Below are 21,720 nucleotides of genomic sequence, written 5' to 3' on the forward strand. Positions count from 1 at the left end.
TAAGTAACTGACACGGGTTATTGCACGGAACCTGTGGGAGCGGGCTTGCTCGCGAAAGCGGACTGACAGTCGACATAGATGTTGAATGTTATGACGCCTTCGCGAGCAAGCCCGCTCCCACAGGGAATTGCGTTTTACTGGAGGATGGTGATCAGGTTTTCTGCACCACTCGGGCAACCCCTGAAGGCTCAATGCTGACCTTTTCCCACTTGGCGATGACCAAGGGCGCAATCGCATTGCCCAGCACGTTCAGGGTGGTGGTACCGCTGTCGATAATCCGGAAGATACCGGCAATCAGCGCGACCCCTTCCAGTGGAAGACCGGCCGATGCCAAGGTGGCGGACAGGATGATGATGGCGAAGCCGGGAACCCCGGCAGCCCCTTTGGACGTCAGCACCATCGTCACCACCAGCAAGATCTGCTGGGACAGCGACAGGTCGATCCCATAGAGTTGCGCGACAAAAATCGTCGCCACGCCGAGGAAGATCGACGCGCCATCCAGGTTGAATGCGTAACCCACCGGCACCACAAAACTGACGATACGGCGCGGCACGCCATAGTGTTCCAGCTTGCTCATCAGCTGCGGCATGACCGACGCCGATGCGGCGCTGGAGAACGCCAGAATCAGTTCATTACGGAAATACTTGATCAGTTTGAAAATATTCTCGCCAATCAGGTAGCAAATACCGCCCAGCACCACCAGCGCAAAGACAATCAGAGCCAGGTAAACCACACCGATCAACTTGAGCAAAGGCAAGAGCGAGGCAAAACCGAAGGTCGCAACGGTGGCGCCGATCATGCCGAATACACCGATCGGCGCATAAGCCATGACAATACTGACGACCTTGAACATGGCATCAGAGATGCCTTGAACCACCGCCACCACCGGTGCGCTTTTTTCTCTGGGGAGTGAGTTCAATGCCAGGCCAAACAGCACGGCGAAGAACAGCACCGAGAGCAACTTCGCTTCCGACATCGCGACAAAAACGTTATCGGGAACGATGTTCTGCAGGATGACGAGAGCGCCCTTCGAAGGCTCCATGTTGACCGAAGCGGTACTGTGGGAAATGCCCGAAATATCAGTGCCCGTGCCGGGCTCGAAAATATTGGCGAAACACAGCCCTATCACTATGGCCAGACCGGTAATCGCGAAGAAATACCCCAGCGACTTGATGCCCATGCGCCCAAAAGACTTGTTATCACCGCCGCCGGCAATACCCAGGATCATGCAACAGAAGACAATGGGAACAACGACCATCTTCATCATCTTGATAAAGATATCGCCAAGGGGTTTGAGGATTTCAGAACTGATCCAGCCTTGATATTGCGGGTGTGTATTGAAGTACCAACCGACGAGCACGCCAAGCAACAGCCCGGCAACTATTTGCCAAACCAAAGGGATACGTTTCATGTCTAGCCTTCTTGTTGGAATGAAAGGACTGCGTTAGTAGCAGTTGCTAGAGTCATGAGCTTCCAGCTCATTTGAATTCGAATGGCACAACAAGGTTGTGCCACTGCTTTTATTACTTGGCGAAGAGCTGGCTCATATCCTTGAACGCCTTGAACTCAAGTGCGTTACCACACGGATCGAACAGGAACATCGTGGCTTGTTCGCCGACCTGCCCCTTGAATCGAATGTAAGGCTCAATCACAAACTCGGTGCCAAAGGACTTCAGTCGCTCGGCCAGGGCTTCCCACTGCAGCCACTCCAGGATGATGCCGAAGTGCGGAACGGGGACGTCGTGCCCGTCTACCGGATTGCTATGCACGCTCTCCTGAGAAGCAGTTTTTGGGTGCTCATGGATAACCAGTTGGTGACCGTAGAAATCAAAGTCGACCCACTGCGTGCTGGAGCGTCCCTCTTGCAGCCCGAACACTTCACCGTAAAAGGTGCGTGCCGCCGCGAGGTCATAAACAGGGATCGCCAGGTGAAAAGGAGAAAGGCTCATCGGAACTCCAATCAAGGTGTTTTATCGGTTTTGTTTTTGATTACGGAGCCAATCGTAGAGCCGCAGACCAAGCAAAAAAATCAATATATATTTCTTAGAAACACAATTAATATTTGTGAATGATCAAAGAACTGAAAACACTTATCGCCGTCGCGCGGGAAGGCACCTTTGCCGCTGCCGGCAACAGGATCGGGCTGACCCAGGCCGCTGTGAGCGCTCAGATGCAGCGTCTGGAGGCCGAGCTGGGTTTCCAGATTTTCGACCGCAAGGGCCGCTCGGCTCACTTGAACAGGATGGGGCATCAGATACTTCTGCAGGCGCAGGAGCTACTTCGCCTTTATGACAATCTGGGGTCCACCACGGTTGGGCTGCCGGCCAGCGTGCTGGTGAACATCGGCGCCATCGCTTCCGTGCAGCGCTCGTACTTACCGGATGCGCTCGCCAAATTTCACCAACAATGTCCGCAATGCCGAACCCGTGTGATCCCGGGTCTGTCGATGGAGTTGGTCAACCTGGTGGATGCCGGCGAGATCGACATGGCGGTGATCATTCGCCCGCCCTTCTCGCTGCAAAGCGATCTGCGCTGGACGACTCTGGCACTTGAGCCCTACCGGCTGATCGTTCCGCGCGATGTGCCCGGAGAAGACTGGTCGGCACTGCTTTCCAGCCAACCCTTCATTCGCTATGACCGATCATCGTTCGGCGGCAGGCAGGTCGATCGTTTCTTGCGGCAGATGCATTTCACCTTGCGTGAAGTGTGCGAGCTGGATGAATTGGAGGCCATTATCAAGCTGGTCGAAAATGGCGTCGGTGTAGCGCTGGTGCCGCAGACGGCGACCCATCAGGACTGGCCCGCCGGGGTGCGCGCGCTGGATCTGGGGCAACACACCTTCCATCGCGATATCGGCCTCGTCCATCGGGCACGGCAAAGTTTTACCGAGCCGGTACGGGTACTGGCCCAACTGATCGTTGAGCAGGTTCAGAGCGATTACGAATAAGCCCCAATCATCCACTTCACTTTTTCCAGCGCCTCCCTCAATGCGCCCATCTCCACCGAGCCCAGCGCCAGGCGAAACGCGTGCGGAACGTTGGCCGAAGTGGCAAACGGTTCGGCAGTTGAAACCGACACGTTTTCCCGCATTAACGCCATGGCGATCTGGTCGGCCCTTGCGTCTTCCGACAACGGCAGCCAAAGAAAATACGACGATGGATGGCGAATGCAGCGCAGTCCCGCCAGTACCTCGCCGGCCACGGCTTGTCTCGCTTGCGCGTCTTGGCGCTTCTCAGCTTCCAGTTGCAGGACGGTGCCGTCGTCGAGCCATGCAGTGGCGATAGCCGTCATCACGCCCGGGGTATTCCAGGTGGTCGCTTTGATCGTGCGCTCCAGCGCGGGAACGTGCTGGAGGGGGGCGACGACGAAGCCGACGCGCAACCCGGTGGCCACACTTTTGGAGAGCCCTGACACGTAGACCGTCCTCTCGGGGGCGAGTACCGCCAGCGGCGCGGGGGGATTTTCCGCCAGGAAGGCGTAAGCGGCGTCCTCGATGATCAACAGCCCATGACGGCGCGCAATCGTCACCAAAGAGTCTCGTTGATCGGCACTCATCACCCACCCCAGTGGATTGTGCAGGGTCGGCATTGTGTACACGGCCCGCACGCGCCGATGCTGGCAAAGGCTTTCCAGCGCTTCCAGATCCGGGCCGTGATCGAGCACCGGAATGGGCACGATTTCAAGGTGCAGTGAGTCTGCCAGGGCCTTGAAGCCCGAATAGGTCAAGGCGTCCGCCGCAATCACGTCACCGGGTTGCAACAGCGCCATCATCGTCACGGCCAACCCCTGCTGGGCACCGGTGACGATCAGCACCTGCTCCGCCTCGACCGTCAGGCCTCGGACTCGCAGATGGCGTGCCACAGAGGCGCGCTCATGCAGGCGCCCCGCGTGTGGCTGGTAGCGCAGCAGCGATTCCAGATCGCCGGCCGATGCGAGCTGGCGCAGGGCATTTCGTAGCAGTTCTGCCTGCCCGGGAAGCGCTGGATAGTTGAAGTTCAGGTCCGTCATGCCAGCGGCAACGCTATGCTGGTCGATGCTCTGGCCGGGCGACCACGAGGTTTCCCTGACAAAGGTGCCCCGCCCCATCTCCCCGCTGACCAGACCCATGACTTCCAGCTCCGCATAGACCCGAGAGGCCGTCACTAGGGCCAGGCCTTCCGTTGCCGCCAACTGGCGGTGGGTCGGCAAGCGCGTACCTGGCAACAGTCGTCCTGAGCGGATATCCGCCGCAAACGCATCCACCAGTGATTTGTAGCGAGAGCGAGGCATGCGCAAGTGTATCCATGACAATATTTTGATTGTATTGAGTTTCGTCCATACGATGCCTCCCATGCAACCTGCATAAAGGGAGTCCTCAATGGAACGCACTTCGAACCTGCAAACCCACACCACGGAAAAGACCGCGAGCGGCTGGCTCAACGGGTTCATTGGCGTGCTCATTTTCAGCGGCTCGCTGCCCGCGACACGGGTGGCCGTTCTGGAATTTGACCCGGTCTTTTTGACCGTTGCCCGGGCAAGTATCGCTGCCATTTTGGCGCTGTGCATGTTGCTGCTTTTCAACGAAAAACGGCCGGCCAAGAGTCAGCTTCTCTCCCTGGCAATCGTGGCGCTGGGCGTTGTGTTCGGCTTTCCGCTGCTGACTGCGCTGGCGCTGCAATATGTGACGTCTGCGCATTCCATCGTCTTCGTTGGCCTGTTGCCATTGGCCACGGCAGCGTTCGGGGTCTGGCGCGGTGGCGAGCGTCCCCGGCCGGTTTTCTGGTTCTTCTCGGTGTTGGGAAGCCTGCTGGTGGTGGGTTTTGCCGTCTCCCAGGGCCTGACCGCGTCTCCTGCGGGGGACATCCTGATGTTGTTGGCCATCCTCGCCTGCGGATTGGGCTATGCAGAAGGTGCGAAGCTTTCAAGAACACTGGGCGGCTGGCAGGTGATTTCCTGGGCCTTGGTGCTATCGCTGCCGGTCATGATCCCGCTGACCTGGTTCCTGGCCCCGCCTTCGCTCTCGGGAATCACCCCGACCGCATGGTTCAGCCTGGCTTACGTCTCGCTGTTCAGCATGTTTCTCGGCTTCGTGTTCTGGTACCGCGGACTCGCCCAGGGCGGAATTGCCGCCGTCGGTCAGCTTCAATTGCTACAGCCATTTTTTGGTCTGGCGCTGGCGGCCACGCTGCTGCACGAGCAAGTCAGCCTTGGCATGTTGGGTGTGACCGTTGCGGTGATTCTTTGCGTGGTCGGCGCACGAAAATTCTCGAAATAGACGGTTCAGAAACCGACTGTTGGTCGGCCTCTGAGCCACAGGAATACTAACCTTTTAAGGTAAGGCCTGAATCTGTTGTGGTGGACCGGCCTCCGAGATGTTCCCGGCCCACCGCCGTACTGGAAAGGAGGAATGAAAAATGGCCAATTTCGAGAAAAAAATGCCGGTGCATACCGACGACGAAAAAACCGATCAGCAACAGATGGCAACGGACCCTTGGCGGCCCCTGGAAAAACTGCGCCAGCAGGTCGATCACCTGTTCGAAGACTTCAATCGTGGCTCGGCGCTGACGCCTTTCCGGCGTGGGCTGTTTGATGTCGAACCCTTCTGGAGTCGGGAATTTATCGGCCGCAGCCTGCCTGCGGTGGACATTACCGAGAAGGATGAAAGCTTCGAAATCACTGCCGAACTGCCAGGCATGGATCAGGAAAATATCGACATCAAATTGTCCAACGGCAATCTGATCATCAAGGGTGAAAAGAAAGAGGACAAGGAAGAAAAAAGAAAGGGCTATCACCTGTCAGAGCGGCACTATGGCTCCTTCCAGCGGGCGTTCAGCCTGCCCAAAGGCGTCGATGCCGACAAGATCGAAGCGAATTTCAGCAAAGGCGTGCTGAGTATCTCGCTGCCGAAGAAGCCCGAAGCCATGAACGCGGACAAAAAGGTGCAAATCAAATCAAGCTGAATCGCCCTTAGCGCGACAGAAAGCCCCTTACCGGGAAACCGGCAAGGGGCTTTTTTTGTGGTCGTAAAGGAGCCAGACAGAACCTGTCAGTCGCCCCGGGGCAATGGCTTGACGATCGTCAGACTGGAGGGCGACCGGTTCAACACACTTTCAGCCGTACTGCCGATGAACCTGTCGATCCCGCGATGGTAGGTTGTCCCCAGTACCACCATGTCGAAGGCATGTCGTTGTGCAAAATGTGCGATCACCTCAGGGGGGATGCCAGGCAGTAAATGTTGCTGTTGTTTCTCGATTCCGTAGCGCTCGGCAAGCACCTCAAAGGCCTCCAGCTGAGCATCGATGACCGCATCTCGCAAACTGCCATCGAGTGTCGCTGTCGGCACGTTCACCTCGGACTCCCCCAACTCCGACCAGCCGTCGACGTTGAGCAAGTGCAAGGTGGCGCCGCAGGATTCAGCCAGCGTCGAGGCGAGGTCGAGAATCCGATCATTAAGCCCTTGGGTCAGCGCCTCCAGATGGGACAGGTCGACGGTGGCGAGTATGCTCAATGGGTTTGGATTTGCGGCATCGGTGACCAAGTGCAAAGGAGCCGGACAGTTGCGCAGCAACTGCCAGTCCAGAGGTCGGTGAAAGGCACGATCGAGTGCCGACACGCGGTGTGTGTCCTTGATCACCAGGTCTGCATGGAAGTCATTCACGTACTCAAGCAGATGCGCCAGGCTCGGTTTGGCCCAGACCACTTCAGTGGTCACCTGCAACCCCTCGCATCGTTGAAACCGGGCTTGCTGTTCCAGCCAGTGACGATGCACCTGCAAGTAACCTTCCCGCGCCTGGGCCATCGCGTCGTGATCAAACAGGCCGGCCACCGCCAGTGCCTGAACATGATCGAAAGCGACAATGTGCAACATTGCACCGGTTGCACAGGCCAGCGCTCGCGCCCGATCGAAAGCCGGGGTGCGGTCCATTTCGGTCGGGGCAATCAATAGCAGACGTTGAATTTTCACCTCTACTCTCCTTGTAACATCCTGCCGGGTTTGATCGCCAGCACACTGCAAGGCGCACGATGCAAGAGCTGTTCGGCAGTGGTTCCCAATAGCTTGTTCAACCCTGTGTGCTGCACCGTTCCCATCACAATGACATCGGTGTGGTGGTCTTCCGCGAACTTGCAAATACTCGACAACGGTGCACCCTCGATGAAGTGGCGACATTCCGTTGGCACGCCATGGCGTTCAGCCAACGCCGCAAATGCCTCGTGTTGCGCCACTCCCAATGCCTCGTAAAGACCGGTGGCCAAAGGGAGTGCGCCCATCCCCATGTCCTGGGCATACACGGCCGTCCAGTCATACACATGCACCAATTCAATCCGGGCTTCACACAGTTCAGCCAGCTTCGTGGCGGCGTCAATAATCTGGTCATTGAACACCAGGTCCTGGTCTTCACTACGCAAGACATCGACGATGGCCAGCACGTTGCGCGGCCGGGGGTTCAGGGCGTTGGTCACCAGATGCACCGGCACCGGACAGTCGCGCAACAACTGCCAGTCCAGTGGCGTGAAAAACACCCGCTTCAATGCCGACTCTTCGTTGGCGTCCTTGATGATCAGGGCCAGCGACATCTCGTTGACGAAGTGCAGGATTTCCTCGTAAGGATGCTGCACCCACACCACCTCGCTGGTAGCGTCAACGCCGTGTTTGTTCATCAGCTCGGCTTGTTCGGCAAGCCATTGCCGATGGGTTTGCAAATAACCGTCCCGGGCCAGGGCGATTTGCTCGGGGGCAAACAGGCCGGCGACCGCCAGAGCCTGCAAATAATCGAATGCCACGATGTGCAACGGCAATTGCATCGCGCGGGCCAACATGGCGGCCCGGTCGAACGCTGGCGTACGGGTCATGGCTGGGGGAGCGATCAACAGTAAACGCTGTGTCTGCGACATAGGGCACCTCGGCGCACGGCCATCTCGATGCAGTGGGTAGAACCACAGAGTGAGCGCTTCAGATTCGGGGAATTTGATCTTTGTCAGCTATAGGGTCGACCGTTCTCCAGGATTGTCACTTTGCTGGAAGCAAACCCGGAGGCGGCTCTACAGCGCAACCCGCCACACGTCGGGGAGCATGCTGCATCACTCGCCAGGTTGATAAAGATCAATCCCATTCCCCCGCTCAGTGACAGGATAAAAAAATGGGGTGCCCATACGCATGGGTGCCATGGAGCACAGGTGTTTCTGCAATTTTTGACGGGAGTTTTGTCATGTCTGAGCAATTACGCTTCATGCTGGTCGTCTCGCCCCTCATGGAAAACAGCCCCGCGTTCGACCGGGCCGCCGCGTTGGCCAAGGCATCGGGCGCGGCCCTGCACATCGTCGCCTTCGATTACCTGGAAGGTTTGGCAACGGCCAGCCTGGTCAATGAACAAGTGCTGGAGCAGATGCGGCTCGGGTATGTCGAGCGCCATCGCCAATGGCTCGAAGAACAGGCCCGTCCCTTGCGTAAAATCGGTGTGCCCGTCACCACTGAGGTGGTTTGGGTTGAAAGACCGTTGCAGGAAATCCTCGTTCACCTCAAAGAACAGCCGATGGCAGTCCTGATCAAGGCTCTGGAGTACGAGTCGCTGCTGTCACGGATCATGTTCACGCCCCTGGATATTCATCTGCTGCGCGAATGCCCGGTGCCGCTGCATTTTGTCAGCCATGTGCAGCACGCTTTGCCACGCAAGATCGTCGCCGCAGTCGATCCCTTCCATAGCAATACTCAGTACGAGGATTTCAACGACAGGATTCTGCGCGAGGCGTCAAAACTGGCGAGTACCTGTAACGCCGAACTCGACGTTATCTATGCCCATGACCTGTCATCGATCAGCGCGGACGAGTTCGATTTCGACAACGCCTCGACGTTTTTCTCCCCAGGCAAAGCCAAGACACTGTTCGACGCACAGGCCGATGCCTTCCACGAACTGGCCGAGCGCAACGGTATTGCACCGGAGCAACAGCACATGATCATGGGCAACCCGGCCAAGGTCCTTACCCATTACGCCGATGCGTACAACGTCGACGTGATTGTCATGGGCCGGGTCGGCCATCGTGGCATGGGCCGATTGGTGGGTAGCACGGTGGAGCATCTGCTGTACAAAATGCCGTGCAGTGTATGGGTGGTTTCCCCTGAGGATCTGTAGAGGGACGTCGCGACAGCGCTCGGTCACTACTGCCGGGCGCTGAACCGCAGATCACCGATCACCAGCTGCTCGCCCGAGATACCCCAACCTTGCCGAAAAACCGGCCAAGGAATTTACGGTCAGCGTGATGGGCTTGAGGGCTGATCGACGGGGGTCAATTCAACACTGTCACGGTACTCCGGTACCGAAACCGACCAGCCCAGTTCCAGACTGATACGCCGGCGCAGTACATCCGAGGCATTCGGTTCCCCGTGCACCACATAGGTATGTTTCGGCGGCCGTTTGAACCCGCGCAACCACTGCATGATTTCATCCGCATCGGCATGCGCGGACAGGGTTTCCATTGGTACTACCTCAGCCCGGATCGGCACGTCTTTGCCGTGGATACGCACCGATGGAGCACCGGCGACGATCTGCGCACCGCGAGTACCGCCCGCCTGGAAGCCCGGCACCAGCAGCGTATTCAACGGGTTGGGGGCAAGTGCCTTGAGGTGATGAAGTACGCGCCCACCGGTGGCCATGCCGCTGGCGGCGATGATCACCGCCGGGGTGCGTTGCTGGTCCAGTTCGATAGACTCTCGGGTCGAGCGCACGAAATGCGCGACATGGCACATGCCTTCGCACTCCTGCGGGGACAGCCGGTGCTCGCTGCGAAAACGCTGGTACAGGCGCGTGACGTCGGTGGCCATGGGGCTGTTGAGGTAGATCGGCAGGTCCGGGATCGCCCGCTTCTGGACAAGTCTGTACAGGTAATACATCAGCAATTGCGCGCGTCCGACCGCAAACGATGGCACCAGCGTGATGCCGTGGCGCAAAGCGGTGCGGGTGATGACTTGCGCCAGTTGCTCCTCCGGGGATTCAACGGGGTGCAGTCGGTCACCGTAGGTCGACTCCACCAGCAGGTAATCGGTCTGCTCGATGATTTCCGGGGCGAACATCAATGGATCGTTCGGCCGCCCCAGATCCCCGGAACACACCAGCGTCATGCCATCGGCCACCACTTCCACCGTGGCGGCGCCCAATATATGTCCGGCGCAGCGCAACAGGATGCTCATCCCCGGCACAATCTCGACCCGGTGGTGCAACTCCACTGGCCGCAACAGTTTCAGCGCCCGCTCGGCGTCTTGCTCGGTATAAAGCGGCAGCGCCGGGGTGTGTTTGGAGAAGCCATGACGGTTGGCGAATTCGGCCTCCTCTTCCTGCAAGCGGCCACTGTCACGCAGCAGGATTTTCACCAGTTCACAGGTCGCGGGCGTGGCATACACCGGCCCGCGATAACCGTTGCGCACCAACACCGGTAGATAGCCACTGTGATCCAGATGGGCATGGGTCAGTACGATGGCATCGAGGTCGCGAACCGGTACCTGGAAAGGGTCCCAGTTGTGCAAACGCAGTTGCTTATAGCCTTGGAACAAACCGCAATCGATCAGCACATGGTGGTCGTGATGCTCCAGCAGGTACTTGCTGCCGGTCACCGTGCCCGCCGCACCGAGAAATGTCATTCGCATCGTCATTTCCTCAAACCAGGTAACGCCATACCCGACGGATAAACGCTTATCCATGGTTTTTCCCCTCAGTTCATCGCGGCAGGGAAGTGTCAGGCTGTGAAGAACAGTATCTGGGGTTATCGCCGTGGGGCTCTGATTTTTGTCAACTAATGACCGGCTAGTGATAGCCGGACGCACTCACAGCAGCCTTGTTGATTTAGCTCAATGTCTTGGTGTCGTTCAAGTGTAGAAAAACTGATCGGTTGGAGGTGCATGATGTTCGCGGTCACGTTTATCAATACGCTGGTGGTGGTCATCGCTGTGGTGATCCACTACGAATGCCTGTTACGCCTCAATGACTGGTTACCGAGGCTTAAACTCTGGAGCCGTTTCAGGATCGTCGTCGGGGTGTTCGGTGCGCTGCTGGCCCATGCAATAGAGGTCTGGTGCTTCGCGCTGGTCTATTACCTGATGGTGCGCTCCGGCGAATGGGGCAGCCTGATCGGCAACTTCGATGGTTCACTGATGGACTGCGTGTACTTTTCATTCACTACATACACAACAATCGGTTTCGGCGATATTTCACCCGTGGGCAACCTCAAGTACCTGACAGGTCTGGAGGCCCTGACCGGCCTGGTACTCATCACCTGGACGGCATCCTTTCTGTTTATCGAAATGCAGAAGTACTGGAAGCGCAAATAACCCGCCGCCCTTCCCTTGCATGGATCGACTGAAACCGGTTTTTCATTAGCGCCTGTCGAGATAACGGAACAGTTCCTCCTCCTGTTCAAAGTGCAGTTGCACAAGGGTATCCAGACGAATCAACTGGTGCTGAATCTCATCGGCGCAAGCCGTTGCAGGGTCGGCACTGAAGTCAGCGCTCATACGCGCCAGCAAATGGATAAGGCGAAAGATCTCTCGGTGGGCATGACTCAATGCCGACAAGGGATCCTCACCCTGCATGCTTCGCGTCAGCAGCGGGTACAGGTTTTTTTCATCTTCGCGTTCATGGCAGACCAGTGAGACTTGCAGCTTTTTCACCAGTTCGCCCAAGTCGGCCTGCGCCTGCTCAAGTGGGCGCAGGGCAAAGTCATTTGCCATCTGATGCAGGTCGCTGCGCACTGTGGAAAGCTGATCGTGTTCATCCTGCAGGCGATCGATATGCTCCCCGGCAAGCTGTTGGCGCAGACCTCGCGACGGCATCAATGCACGCAGGGCATTAATAATGATCACCACGTCGATGCCTTCCTGCGCAATGGCGCCGATAAGCGGCGGCAGGTAACCGAAGGCCGCCACAATCATGGCCAGCAAGGACATTCCCATGCCAACCAGCACGCCTTGGCGGGCGATGTGACGGGTCCGGCGGGCAATGTCCAGCGCCTCGACCAGACGATCCAGGCGATCCACCAGCAGCACAACCCCCGCAGCTTGCGCAGAGGCCGTGGCACCGCTGGCCCCCATCGCCACACCGACATTGGCCGCCGCCAGAGCGGGGGCATCGTTGATGCCATCGCCCACCATCAGTGTGCTGGCGCGCAGGCAACCTTCCTGGACCGCACGCACTTTATCCTCAGGGGTCAACCCGGCACGCAGCTCGTCAATACCGGCAGACAGCGCAATCATCTCGGCGGTTTCCAGGCGATCGCCCGTGAGCATGACGATTCTCTCGATGCCTCTGTTGCGCAGTCGACGCAGGGTTAGCGGGGTTTCCCGACGCAGGTTGTCCGAGAAAACCAGCAGACCGGCGAGCGCCCCATCCACTTCAATGAAACTGCCACTGCACGCCAGATAATCCATGTGGCGCAGCATGGTTGTGGCCCAGCCAGGCACAGGCGTTTCTTTATGAACAAATGACAATGTGCCGAAACGCACCCGCAGACCATCGACCCGCCCGCATAGGCCAGCGCCCGGGCTTTCCTCCACATCCTGCGGCACGCTGAGCGACAATCCACGCTGATAGGCCGCTGCGACAATGGCCTGGGAGATCGGGTGCGTCGAGGCCTGCGCCAGCGAAGCGGCCAGGCCAAGCAGGCGCTGCGGATCGACCGCTCCGTTGGTTTCAATCGACTGCAGACGGGCATGGCCGCTGGTCAGCGTGCCAGTCTTGTCGAGAAACACCTGCTTGACCCCGGCCAGCGCTTCCAGGGTCACGCCGTCCTTGATCAGGATCCCGCGCCGCGCCGCCCTGGAGATACCTGACATGATCGCGATCGGCACCGCCAGAATCAAAGGGCAAGGTGTGGCCACCACCAAAACCGCCAGCGCGCGCAAAGAATCTCCGCTTATGTACCAGGCGATCCCGGCAATCAGCAATGTCAGAGGCACGAAGAGCAATGCATAACGGTCGGCCAGACGCACGAAAGGCGCGCGCGAGCGTCGTGCGGTTTCGGCCAGGCGCACCACTCCGGCATAGGTGCTTTGCGCTGCCGTTCGGGTGGCAGTCAGGAGAATGGGCGCACCGACATTGGTCACGCCGCTGGGCAGTGGTTCCCCTGCCCGGCGGGTGACCGGCAATGACTCACCACTAAGCGCCGACTCGTCCAGAACGGCGGTAGGACTGAGTAGACGGCCATCGACCGGTATCACCTCGCCCAAGCGTACAAGCAGTGTCTGCTGCGGCTGGATCTGCTCAACCGGTATCTGCTGTAAATCGCCACTTTCTTGCAGCCAGGCAAAGCGTGGCGCCCGGTCGACCAGCGCACGCAGCTCGCGTTCGGCGCGTTGCTTGGTAAAAAATTCCAGGATGCGTCCGGACGCCAGCATCAAGGCGATCACCGCTGCCACCAGCGTCTGTTCAAAAAACAACGCCGCGGCAATCGACAGCAATGCAATCAGGTCTACACCGGCCTCGCGCCGGGCCAGGCGCCTGGCAATCTCGACGAGCAATACCAGGGCCATCACCAGACTGCCTGCGGCCCAGCAAATCGACGCCCAGTCAGACTTCCCGACGACCTGCGCAATCCCCCCCACCAACAGGGTCAGGGTGGTGAGGAGCAATAGAGCCGGGTCCAGCCACTTACCGAGCATCGATGTGAGTTCCTCCAAAAAGCGCTTGCGATGCAACGCTGCAAGCATGCGACATGAATGGATAGAGCTTAGGACTCGAATGCCCGGCATGTTCGCCATGCGTCATCAATTGGGGCCGTGTTTATCGTTAGCGCAACGGCTGCGGCCAGCCCTCACTGCTGTCTGCGCTCTTTCTGATCTAAATCAAACAGGCTTTGGCCGTTCACGTAGACATTAAGAGTCAGCGTTCACACCGCCGTATCTTCTATTCACTAAGAGGAGAAATGAAATGACCGACTCTGCGAAAAAAGTATCCGTGAAAACCGAAGAAAAAACCGGCCTGCGCCCATCGACACCCGATCTGTACCTGAAGCCATGAAAGCGGATAAAGTCGCGCCGATCAAAGCCGACTGATCCCCTGGCAGTCCTGCCACTTGCCGGGAAACCGACGGGGGGCTTTGTAGGGTGACGTTCATGAACACACCTTCCCAAGACATGCTGAACACACTTTACGGCGCACATGCGCACATTGACGAGACCTCCATCGCCCCGCTCTTGCGCTCAATGACATGCTGGCCGAATAGTTGGCCGGGCTTATCCAGGACGATGAGGCGTTCTTCAATGCAACGCAAAACGCCCGGGTCGTCCAGGCGGCGGAACAATTCGACGCCATGGTCTGGATTGAACAGACGACACCGGTGACGGCCTTGCCCTTGCCAAAAAGCCAGACATTGGAACCGGAAGACGAAACCTTTCCATTTGGCGTATGACCAGCATCAGACGGTGGTGGTCGACGTTGGACGACTACCGTGCAAATACCGCTCGAACCAGTCTCCAGCCAGTCTGGCGACTGCTTCAAGTGCGCCCATTTCTTCAAAAAGATGCGTAGCGCCCGGCACGACTTCCAGACGTTTCTCACAGTGCAGAGCATGACTGCTTTGCACATTAAGATTGAGCACCACCGGATCGTGCTCACCGACAATCTGCAGGGTCGATGCCTTCACGCAGGCCAGCGCCGCCCCTGCCAGGTCGGTCCGCCCTCCTCGGCTCACCACGGCAAGCACCACGTCCGCACGCTCGGCCGCTGCCATTAGCGCCGCAGCGGCACCGGTGCTGGCGCCGAACAATCCGATCCGAAGCTGTTGCAGTTCGGCATCCTGGCCAATCCAGTCGATCACCTTCACCAGTCGCCTGCAAAGCAGCTCGATGTCGAAACGCAATTTCCGGGTCTGATTGTCCGGGCGTTGCTCCGGTTCCGTGAGCAGATCGAACAGTAATGTGCCCAGCCCTCGCCGGGCCAGCGACTCGGCAACTTGTTGATTACGCGGGCTTGAACGACTGCTGCCGCTGCCATGGACGAAGACCACCAGGCCGACAGCGTTCTTGGGCAGACGCAAGTCGGCAGACAGCGCCACGTCCCCCAGGTCCAGCTTTCGATAGCGAGCCTCAATCATTTGAATTCTCCTGACCGGAAACACTCTCGCCGGATTCTCTGCGCCAGGCCCGTTGCAACAGATCGATGACTTCATCGTCCGAGGTCTGGGAAAAGTTCATGTACCAATAACCGATCGACATCATCCACTCAGGAATGAGCGGGCAGATCACCTCATCGACTTCGCTATACAGGGCTTCGAGCGTATCCAGCGGTGCCACCGGCACCGCAACGACGATGCGGGACGGTGATTGCAGGCGCACCGCGCGTATCGCCGCCATCATCGAGGCGCCGGTCGCCAGGCCGTCGTCGACCAGAATCACCACCTGACCCTTGAGTTGCACCGACGCGCGTGTCCCACGGTATGCACGCTCGCGACGCAACAGCTCCTGCGTTTCCCGTGCAACCACGTTATCGAATGTGCGTTGATCGATACGGTTCGCCCGCAACGCCTCTTCATAGACGATTTGTATGCCGCCACTGGCAATGGCGCCCATGGCGAACTCCTCATGGAATGGCACCCCCAGCTTGCGCACCAGCATCAGGTCGAGGCGAACCTCCAGCGCCGTGGCCACTTCATAGGCCACAGGAACGCCGCCACGGGGTAAGGCGAGAACGATGACATCGGGACGATGAGCGTATTTGAGCAACGGTTCTACCAGTCTTCGACCGGCATCAACCCGATCACGCAAGATGGTTTGTGACGAAGGACTCTGAATCACTTGAAACCTCCCCGGGCGATCACGCCTGTCGGTTCGTATCACCGTGCCCTGGCTTCTCCAGACCGTGGGCAGCCGTCGGATCCTCACTGAATCAAGTTTAGATTCCGCTCCTGAAGTCTCCTTGTGGTTGATTTATATCAACGCCCTGCGCAAGGCTGTCCACTGGTCCTCCCACGCCCATGCCCCACACAGCCCTTACGCTATGATTCACCCATCGGCTCTCGACGGGAGACTGCCATGCCTGACCTGCCTGCGAGTCAGCGGTTGCGCTTGTACGACAGCGATGAACTTGATTCGGTGCTGCAGGCGATGGCGCGCCAGGCCGCAACCCTGTTGCCGCCCGCTCAAGCGGCACTGATTGGCATCCAGCGCCGCGGGGAGCCTCTGGCACAGCGTTTACAGCAGCATCTGTCACGTCAGACCGGCCAGCCAGAACTGCCTCTCTACCCACTGAAGGTCAAGCGCTATGCCGATGACCTCAAGGTGCTGCATGCACACACGGCACTGACCGAGAACCCGCTTCTCAACACGCTGGACCTTGCCAATACCACCCTGCTGGTTGTCGATGATGTGCTGTTTGAAGGCCATTCACTTCTGCGCACCTGCGCGTATCTGGCGCAACTCGGTGCTCGTCGGGTCTACACGGCAGTCCTGGTCGACCGGCATGTCTGCCAGCAGCCGATCCATGCCGATATTGTCGGCGTGCACCTGCAAGTGGCCGCCCATGACATCGTCGAATGCAACGTGCCCCCCTACGAAATAGAGTTTTGCATTGAAGTGCTGCGTCATGGCGCCGCCCGCTGACTCGCTGCCTGGTTCTATTCGTCACGCGTCCAGCTGACGCTCAACCCGTACTCATCATCGTTGTACTGATAATCGGAGTGTCCTTTGAAAGCCGCTTCAAGTGCATGACCCAGACGGTTCGCGAGATGGATACCGGTGGTGGTCACAATCAGCGCATCCTCTGAATCGGTCAGGCTGATGAGGCGCTCCAGGGCATGTTCCGCTTTTTCCTGTTCCTCGGTATTTTTGATCAGGTTGACGATTTCATTCAGATGCTCGAGCAAGAAGCTGCCCGATAGCGTCAGCGTACCGGCAGGCCTGTTGTCATTGGTACGCCGACAGGCAGGGCAGATCATCGATTGCGCGTCATGAATCACCGTGTTTTCAGGAATCTTCCAGGTCCAGTTACCCGCTTGATAAGCGGCTCCACACTCCGAGCAGATGGCAGAACCTTCGACTCGCGGCAAACAATACGGATCATGCGCCGAGGTTTTGAACAGCTTGTTTTTTTGACTCTGCTGATACTTGTCCATGGTCTTTTCCTCACAAATGACTTGGATAAAAATCCCACGCGAAGCCGTGTTTTCAAATCGCCCCCCTTGCAGCGGCGCGCATTGAAAACACCGTGAACTTCAAGACTTAATTTGGACCCGATTCCTTGCTGCACAGGTTGATAATTATCAATTCGGGCCAACAATCGACAGTCGGTCACCCCGCTATTGGCAGAGTCCGCATGGCGCAGCGCTTCACCCGCGAGGGAGAAGCTGAAGCAGGCTATCTTTATTAAAGGGGTCGGCCGCTGGCCTGCGGAAAAGGGAAGCCGTCATCCAATGACTTTTCGTCCCCTGGGCGTGGAACACCCCTGACCGCGTGGTCGTGGCCCGTTGTAAACGACCCTGCGTTCCCACTCTGAGCCAAGGCCATGAAAAAGAACGACCAGTGGAACCTGTCCTACTTCGCGATCGCTTTTATCGTGCTGAGCCTCATGCAGATATTCTTTGGTGAGCGCCAGGCCGTGCAGCCCCTCCCGTATAGCCAATTTCTGCAACTGTTGAGCGAGCAAAAAGTCAGTGATTTGCGGGTCGAGAAGGACCAGATCAGCGGCAAGTTGCAAGAGCCCATCGACGGACGCGAGCGGTTTTCCACGGTGCGGGTCGATCCGGCACTGGCGACCGAACTCTCTCAAGCGGGCGTCGGTTTTACCGGAACCACCGAAAATACCTTTATGAACAGCCTGCTGGGCTGGTTGTTGCCGTTCATCATGATCATGGTGTTCTGGCATTTTCTGTTTCGCGGGATGGCGGATAAACAGGGCCTTGGCGGGCTGATGAATGTCGGCAAATCCCGGGCCAAGGTGTTTGTCGAACGCGATACCGGAGTGACCTTCGCCGATGTCGCCGGCATCGATGAAGCCAAGGCCGAGCTAGTGGAAATCGTCTCGTTTCTCAAGAACAAGGAGCGATACGCACGCCTGGGCGCGCACATTCCCAAGGGCACCTTGCTGGTCGGCCCGCCCGGCACCGGCAAGACGCTGGTGGCCAAAGCTATCGCTGGTGAAGCCGGTGTGCCGTTTTTTTCGATCTCCGGTTCCGAGTTTGTCGAGATGTTCGTCGGGGTCGGTGCGGCCCGGGTACGCGACCTGTTCGAACAGGCACGACAAGCGGCGCCCTGCATCATCTTCATCGATGAACTCGACGCGCTGGGCAAGATGCGCGGCGTCGGTACGCTGGGCGGTAATGACGAAAAAGAACAGACCCTCAACCAGTTGCTGGCCGAACTGGACGGCTTCGATCCCCGTGAGGGCGTTGTGTTGCTGGCCGCGACCAACCGGCCGGAGGTCCTCGACCCGGCGCTGTTGCGGGCCGGGCGCTTCGACCGGCAGATTCTGATCGACCGCCCCGATCGCAAAGGGCGCGAGGCGATCCTCAAGGTTCATATGCAAAAAATCACCGTGGAGCCGGGGCTCGATGGCGCGCGTATCGCCGAGATCACCACCGGTTTCACCGGCGCCGACTTGGCCAATCTGGTTAACGAAGCGGCCATCGTCGCCACCCGGCGCGGCGCCGAAGCGGTCAGCCTGAACGATTTCACCGCGGCGGTAGAGCGCCTCATCGCGGGGCTCGAACGCAAGAGCAGCCTGCTCGATCCCGACGAGCGCCGGGTCGTGGCCTATCACGAAATGGGGCATGCGTTGGCCGCCAGCACGCTGCCGGCGATGGATCCGGTGCATAAAGTGTCGATCGTGCCCCGCGCCATCGGCTCACTCGGCTATACCCTCCAACGACCGACCGAGGATCACTTCCTGATCAGTTGCCAGACCCTCAAGGACCGGATTGTCGTGCTGATGGCCGGGCGCGCCGCCGAGGACCTTGTCTATGGCCAGATCTCCACCGGGGCCGCCGATGATCTGGGCCGCGCGACCGATATTGCCCGCCAATTGATCACCCGGTTCGGCATGAGCGCCGAACTCGGACAGTCGGTGCTGGAGCGGCAAAATGCAACGTACCTGGGAGACCGCATGGCCACGGTGGGCGAGAAAGATTATTCGGAACAGACCGCCCGGGAAATCGACCTGGGTATTCGTGCCCTGCTCGATGAAGCCTACCAACGGGCCAAGGCATTGCTGCAGAGTCGCCGGGCCGACCTGGATGAGGGGGCCCGCCTGTTGCTGGAAAAGGAAACCCTCACGCCCGAGGAATTCCCGCCGCTGATGCCGCTAAAGCCAGCCCCGGCATTACCAAAATTGTAATGCCCATCAAGCCCGGTTATCTGGCGCCGGTGTCCATTGCCACTGCATCACTTCGGGCATGTCTTGCCCGTGTTCGATGAGGTAAAGCTTGTGTTTCTCCATCGTCGCCCAGTAACGCGCCCGGGCGGTCTGGAGCTGATCGTGCAGCCGGGGCACCCGCTCGATGACATCCAGCGCCAGCTGATAGCGATCCAGGTTATTGAGCACCGCCATGTCGAACGGTGTGGTGGTCGCCCCCTCGTCCTTGAAGCCGCGAACGTGGAAGTTTTCATGATTGGTGCGTTTGTACAGCAGTCGGTGAATCAGCGCGGGATAGCCGTGGAAGGCGAAAATCACGGGCCGGTCGACGGTGAACAGTTCATCGAATGCACTGTCCGGCAAACCATGGGGATGGTGGTATGACGGTTGCAGGACCATCAAATCGACGACATTGATCACTCTTACCCGCAAATCCGGCACATACTCGCGCAGCAAGGTGACCGCGGCCAGGGTTTCCAGGGTCGGAACGTCGCCGGCACAGGCCATCACCACGTCCGGATCGCTATCATCCTGGCAAGCCCAGTCCCACCGTCCGATACCGACCTGGCAATGACGGATCGCCGCATCGATATTCAGCCATTGCCACTCCGGTTGCTTGCCGGCGACGATCACGTTGACGTAATTGCGGCTTCTGAGGCAATGATCGGCCACCGACAACAGGCAATTGGCGTCGGGCGGCAGATAGATCCGGACCACGTCCGCGGTCTTGTTCGCCACCAGATCAATGAACCCCGGGTCTTGGTGGGAGAAGCCATTATGGTCCTGGCGCCAGACGTGGGACGTGAGCAAATAGTTGAGCGAGGCAATGGGTCTGCGCCATGGCACTTCGGCGACGGTTTTCAGCCACTTGGCATGCTGGTTGAACATTGAATCGACGATGTGGATGAACGCCTCGTAACAGGAAAACAAGCCATGCCGGCCCGTCAGCAAATAGCCTTCGAGCCAGCCTTCGCACACCTGCTCGCTCAGAATCTCCATCACCCGGCCATCGACCGCCAGGTTGACATCGTCGGGACCCAGCGGCTCCATCCATGCCTTGGCGCTGACTTCATACACCGCGTCCAGCCGGTTCGAGGCGGTTTCGTCCGGACCGAACAGGCGAAAATTGCTCGACGTCAGATTGTCTTTCATCACGTCCCGCAAAAATGTCCCCAGCACCCGCGTGGCTTCAGCCCGCAGGCCCCCGGGCACCTCGATTTTCACCGCATAGTCGGTGAACCGCGGCAGCTCCAGCGCCCGTAACAGCAGCCCCCCGTTGGCATGCGGATTGGCGCTCATTCGCCGGTGGCCGGTCGGTGCCAGGGCGGCTATTTCGGGCAGCAAGGTGCCATTGGCGTCAAACAATTCGTCAGGGCGGTAGCTGTTGAGCCATTCCTCCAATTGCCGCAAGTGCATGGGTTGCTGGAAATCGGCCAAGGGGACCTGATGCGCACGCCAAGTGCCTTCGACCCGACGGCCATCGACGAATTTCGGCCCCGTCCAGCCCTTGGGCGTGCGCAATACCAGCATCGGCCACAAGGGCCGTTCCGGTGTCCGGGTTTGCGGGCGTTGGCGCGCGATCCGCTGAATTTCACGGATCTCCTGCACCATGGTGTCCAGCGTCCTGGCCAGCGCTTGATGAACCTCTGTCGGGTCATCGCCTTCGACGAAATACGGATCGTAACCATAGCCATACATCAAGGCCGACAACTCCTCCTCGCTGATGCTGGAAAGTACGGTCGGGTTGGCGATTTTGTACCCGTTCAGATGCAGAATCGGCAGCACCGCCCCGTCACGCGCCGGGTTGAGGAACTTGTTGGAATGCCAACTGGCCGCCAACGTCCCGGTTTCGGCCTCGCCGTCGCCAATCACACACGCGACCATCAGGTCCGGATTATCGAACGCGGCGCCGTAAGCGTGGGCCAGGCTATAGCCCAACTCGCCGCCTTCATGGATCGACCCCGGTATCTGCGCCGAAACATGGCTCGAAATACCGTAGGGCCAGGAAAACTGCCGGAACAGTCGGGTCAGACCGTTGGTGTTGCACCCCACCGACGGGTTGAACTCGGTGTACGTCCCTTCCATGTAGGTCTGGGCCACGACCGCCGGGCCGCCATGCCCGGGGCCGGCAATGAAGATCATGTTCAGGTCGTGAGCCGTGATCAGGTGGTTGAGGTGCGTATAGATCAGGTTCAACCCCGGCGTGGTGCCCCAGTGCCCCAGCAACCGTGGTTTTACATGCGCCAGCGTCAGCGGCTCCTTCATCAGCGGGTTGTCCTTGAGGTAGATCTGCCCGACCGCCAGGTAATTGGACGCCCGCCAGTAGGCATCCAGCCCTTCCAGTTGCTCGGCACTCAAAAAATCGCTCATGAAGTTCTCCGCAAGGGGCTCGGTATACCGATAAACATGCGCCAAT

The 21,720-nt window shown here is 58.7% G+C and carries 19 protein-coding genes; 8 read left to right on the forward strand and 11 right to left on the reverse strand.

The genetic code is table 11. The features are described from left to right. Positions 1-151 precede the first annotated feature (151 nt). Complete coding sequence (locus tag KGB18_RS28655; protein ID WP_223570897.1) at positions 152-1,411, reverse strand: cation:dicarboxylate symporter family transporter; 1,260 nt, start codon at positions 1,409-1,411, stop codon at positions 152-154. A gap of 112 nt (positions 1,412-1,523) precedes the next feature. Beyond that, complete coding sequence (locus KGB18_RS28660; protein WP_123722151.1) at positions 1,524-1,949, reverse strand: VOC family protein; 426 nt, start codon at positions 1,947-1,949, stop codon at positions 1,524-1,526. 119 nt (positions 1,950-2,068) lie between these two features. On the opposite strand from KGB18_RS28660, the gene KGB18_RS28665 reads away from it, so the two are divergent. Then, entirely contained in the window at positions 2,069-2,947 is an 879-nt protein-coding gene (locus tag KGB18_RS28665; RefSeq protein ID WP_201060833.1) for a LysR substrate-binding domain-containing protein, read from the forward strand. On the opposite strand, the gene KGB18_RS28670 is transcribed toward KGB18_RS28665, so the two are convergent. Then, entirely contained in the window at positions 2,938-4,269 is a 1,332-nt protein-coding gene (locus tag KGB18_RS28670; RefSeq protein WP_223570898.1) for a PLP-dependent aminotransferase family protein, read from the reverse strand. The two genes, KGB18_RS28665 and KGB18_RS28670, sit on opposite strands and share 10 nt — an antisense overlap. A gap of 88 nt (positions 4,270-4,357) precedes the next feature. Between KGB18_RS28670 and KGB18_RS28675 the strand changes: the two genes are divergently transcribed. Further along, complete coding sequence (locus tag KGB18_RS28675; protein ID WP_123722148.1) at positions 4,358-5,254, forward strand: DMT family transporter; 897 nt, start codon at positions 4,358-4,360, stop codon at positions 5,252-5,254. A gap of 139 nt (positions 5,255-5,393) precedes the next feature. Further along, the gene (locus tag KGB18_RS28680) at positions 5,394-5,939 is read left to right on the forward strand and encodes an Hsp20/alpha crystallin family protein (RefSeq protein ID WP_123722147.1); all 546 of its coding nucleotides are present in this window, start codon (positions 5,394-5,396) and stop codon (positions 5,937-5,939) included. 86 nt (positions 5,940-6,025) lie between these two features. Here the strand turns inward: KGB18_RS28680 and KGB18_RS28685 are convergent, their stop codons facing one another. Together KGB18_RS28685 and KGB18_RS28690 are read right to left on the reverse strand one after the other, a co-directional pair. After that, positions 6,026-6,943 (reverse strand): universal stress protein, encoded by a 918-nt coding sequence (locus KGB18_RS28685; protein ID WP_223570899.1) that lies wholly within the window; start codon positions 6,941-6,943, stop codon positions 6,026-6,028. A 2-nt stretch (positions 6,944-6,945) separates the two neighbouring features. Continuing rightward, complete coding sequence (locus KGB18_RS28690; RefSeq protein ID WP_223570900.1) at positions 6,946-7,872, reverse strand: universal stress protein; 927 nt, start codon at positions 7,870-7,872, stop codon at positions 6,946-6,948. A gap of 314 nt (positions 7,873-8,186) precedes the next feature. Between KGB18_RS28690 and KGB18_RS28695 the strand changes: the two genes are divergently transcribed. Then, positions 8,187-9,107 carry a universal stress protein gene (locus KGB18_RS28695; protein ID WP_223570901.1) on the forward strand — a complete coding sequence of 307 codons (921 nt, stop codon included), beginning with the start codon at positions 8,187-8,189 and terminating at the stop codon, positions 9,105-9,107. Between the two features lie 119 nt (positions 9,108-9,226). Here the strand turns inward: KGB18_RS28695 and KGB18_RS28700 are convergent, their stop codons facing one another. Beyond that, on the reverse strand, positions 9,227-10,615 hold the full coding sequence (locus tag KGB18_RS28700; protein WP_223570916.1) for an MBL fold metallo-hydrolase RNA specificity domain-containing protein: 1,389 nt from the start codon (positions 10,613-10,615) through the stop codon (positions 9,227-9,229). 255 nt (positions 10,616-10,870) lie between these two features. Between KGB18_RS28700 and KGB18_RS28705 the strand changes: the two genes are divergently transcribed. Continuing rightward, entirely contained in the window at positions 10,871-11,296 is a 426-nt protein-coding gene (locus KGB18_RS28705; RefSeq protein ID WP_123722142.1) for a potassium channel family protein, read from the forward strand. Positions 11,297-11,341: 45 nt separating this feature from the next. Here the strand turns inward: KGB18_RS28705 and KGB18_RS28710 are convergent, their stop codons facing one another. Beyond that, positions 11,342-13,621, reverse strand: coding sequence for a heavy metal translocating P-type ATPase (locus tag KGB18_RS28710; protein ID WP_223570902.1), 2,280 nt, complete (start codon positions 13,619-13,621; stop codon positions 11,342-11,344). A gap of 563 nt (positions 13,622-14,184) precedes the next feature. On the opposite strand from KGB18_RS28710, the gene KGB18_RS28715 reads away from it, so the two are divergent. Then, complete coding sequence (locus tag KGB18_RS28715) at positions 14,185-14,370, forward strand: hypothetical protein (RefSeq protein WP_123722140.1); 186 nt, start codon at positions 14,185-14,187, stop codon at positions 14,368-14,370. 6 nt (positions 14,371-14,376) lie between these two features. Here KGB18_RS28715 and KGB18_RS28720 read toward each other — a convergent pair whose 3' ends face one another. Together KGB18_RS28720 and KGB18_RS28725 are read right to left on the reverse strand one after the other, a co-directional pair. Then, the gene (locus KGB18_RS28720; protein ID WP_223570903.1) at positions 14,377-15,054 is read right to left on the reverse strand and encodes a dienelactone hydrolase family protein; all 678 of its coding nucleotides are present in this window, start codon (positions 15,052-15,054) and stop codon (positions 14,377-14,379) included. After that, a complete protein-coding gene (locus KGB18_RS28725; RefSeq protein WP_223570917.1) occupies positions 15,047-15,751 on the reverse strand; it encodes a phosphoribosyltransferase in 705 nt (234 codons plus the stop codon). Before KGB18_RS28725 ends, KGB18_RS28720 begins: the two co-directional genes overlap by 8 nt. A gap of 240 nt (positions 15,752-15,991) precedes the next feature. On the opposite strand from KGB18_RS28725, the gene KGB18_RS28730 reads away from it, so the two are divergent. Further along, positions 15,992-16,558: a phosphoribosyltransferase family protein gene (locus KGB18_RS28730; protein WP_223570904.1), complete on the forward strand. Its 567-nt coding sequence runs from the start codon at positions 15,992-15,994 to the stop codon at positions 16,556-16,558. Positions 16,559-16,572: 14 nt separating this feature from the next. Here KGB18_RS28730 and KGB18_RS28735 read toward each other — a convergent pair whose 3' ends face one another. Further along, positions 16,573-17,070 carry a BCAM0308 family protein gene (locus KGB18_RS28735; protein ID WP_201060844.1) on the reverse strand — a complete coding sequence of 166 codons (498 nt, stop codon included), beginning with the start codon at positions 17,068-17,070 and terminating at the stop codon, positions 16,573-16,575. Positions 17,071-17,459: 389 nt separating this feature from the next. Between KGB18_RS28735 and ftsH the strand changes: the two genes are divergently transcribed. Beyond that, positions 17,460-19,286 carry an ATP-dependent zinc metalloprotease FtsH gene (gene ftsH / locus KGB18_RS28740; protein ID WP_223570905.1) on the forward strand — a complete coding sequence of 609 codons (1,827 nt, stop codon included), beginning with the start codon at positions 17,460-17,462 and terminating at the stop codon, positions 19,284-19,286. A gap of 6 nt (positions 19,287-19,292) precedes the next feature. Here the strand turns inward: ftsH and KGB18_RS28745 are convergent, their stop codons facing one another. Next, positions 19,293-21,674, reverse strand: a complete 2,382-nt coding sequence (locus KGB18_RS28745) for a phosphoketolase (RefSeq protein ID WP_223570906.1) — start codon at positions 21,672-21,674, stop codon at positions 19,293-19,295. Between the last annotated feature and the right edge of the window lie 46 nt (positions 21,675-21,720).

The organism is Pseudomonas sp. BF-R-26 (genome assembly GCF_019947395.1).
Lineage (GTDB): Bacteria > Pseudomonadota > Gammaproteobacteria > Pseudomonadales > Pseudomonadaceae > Aquipseudomonas > Aquipseudomonas farris.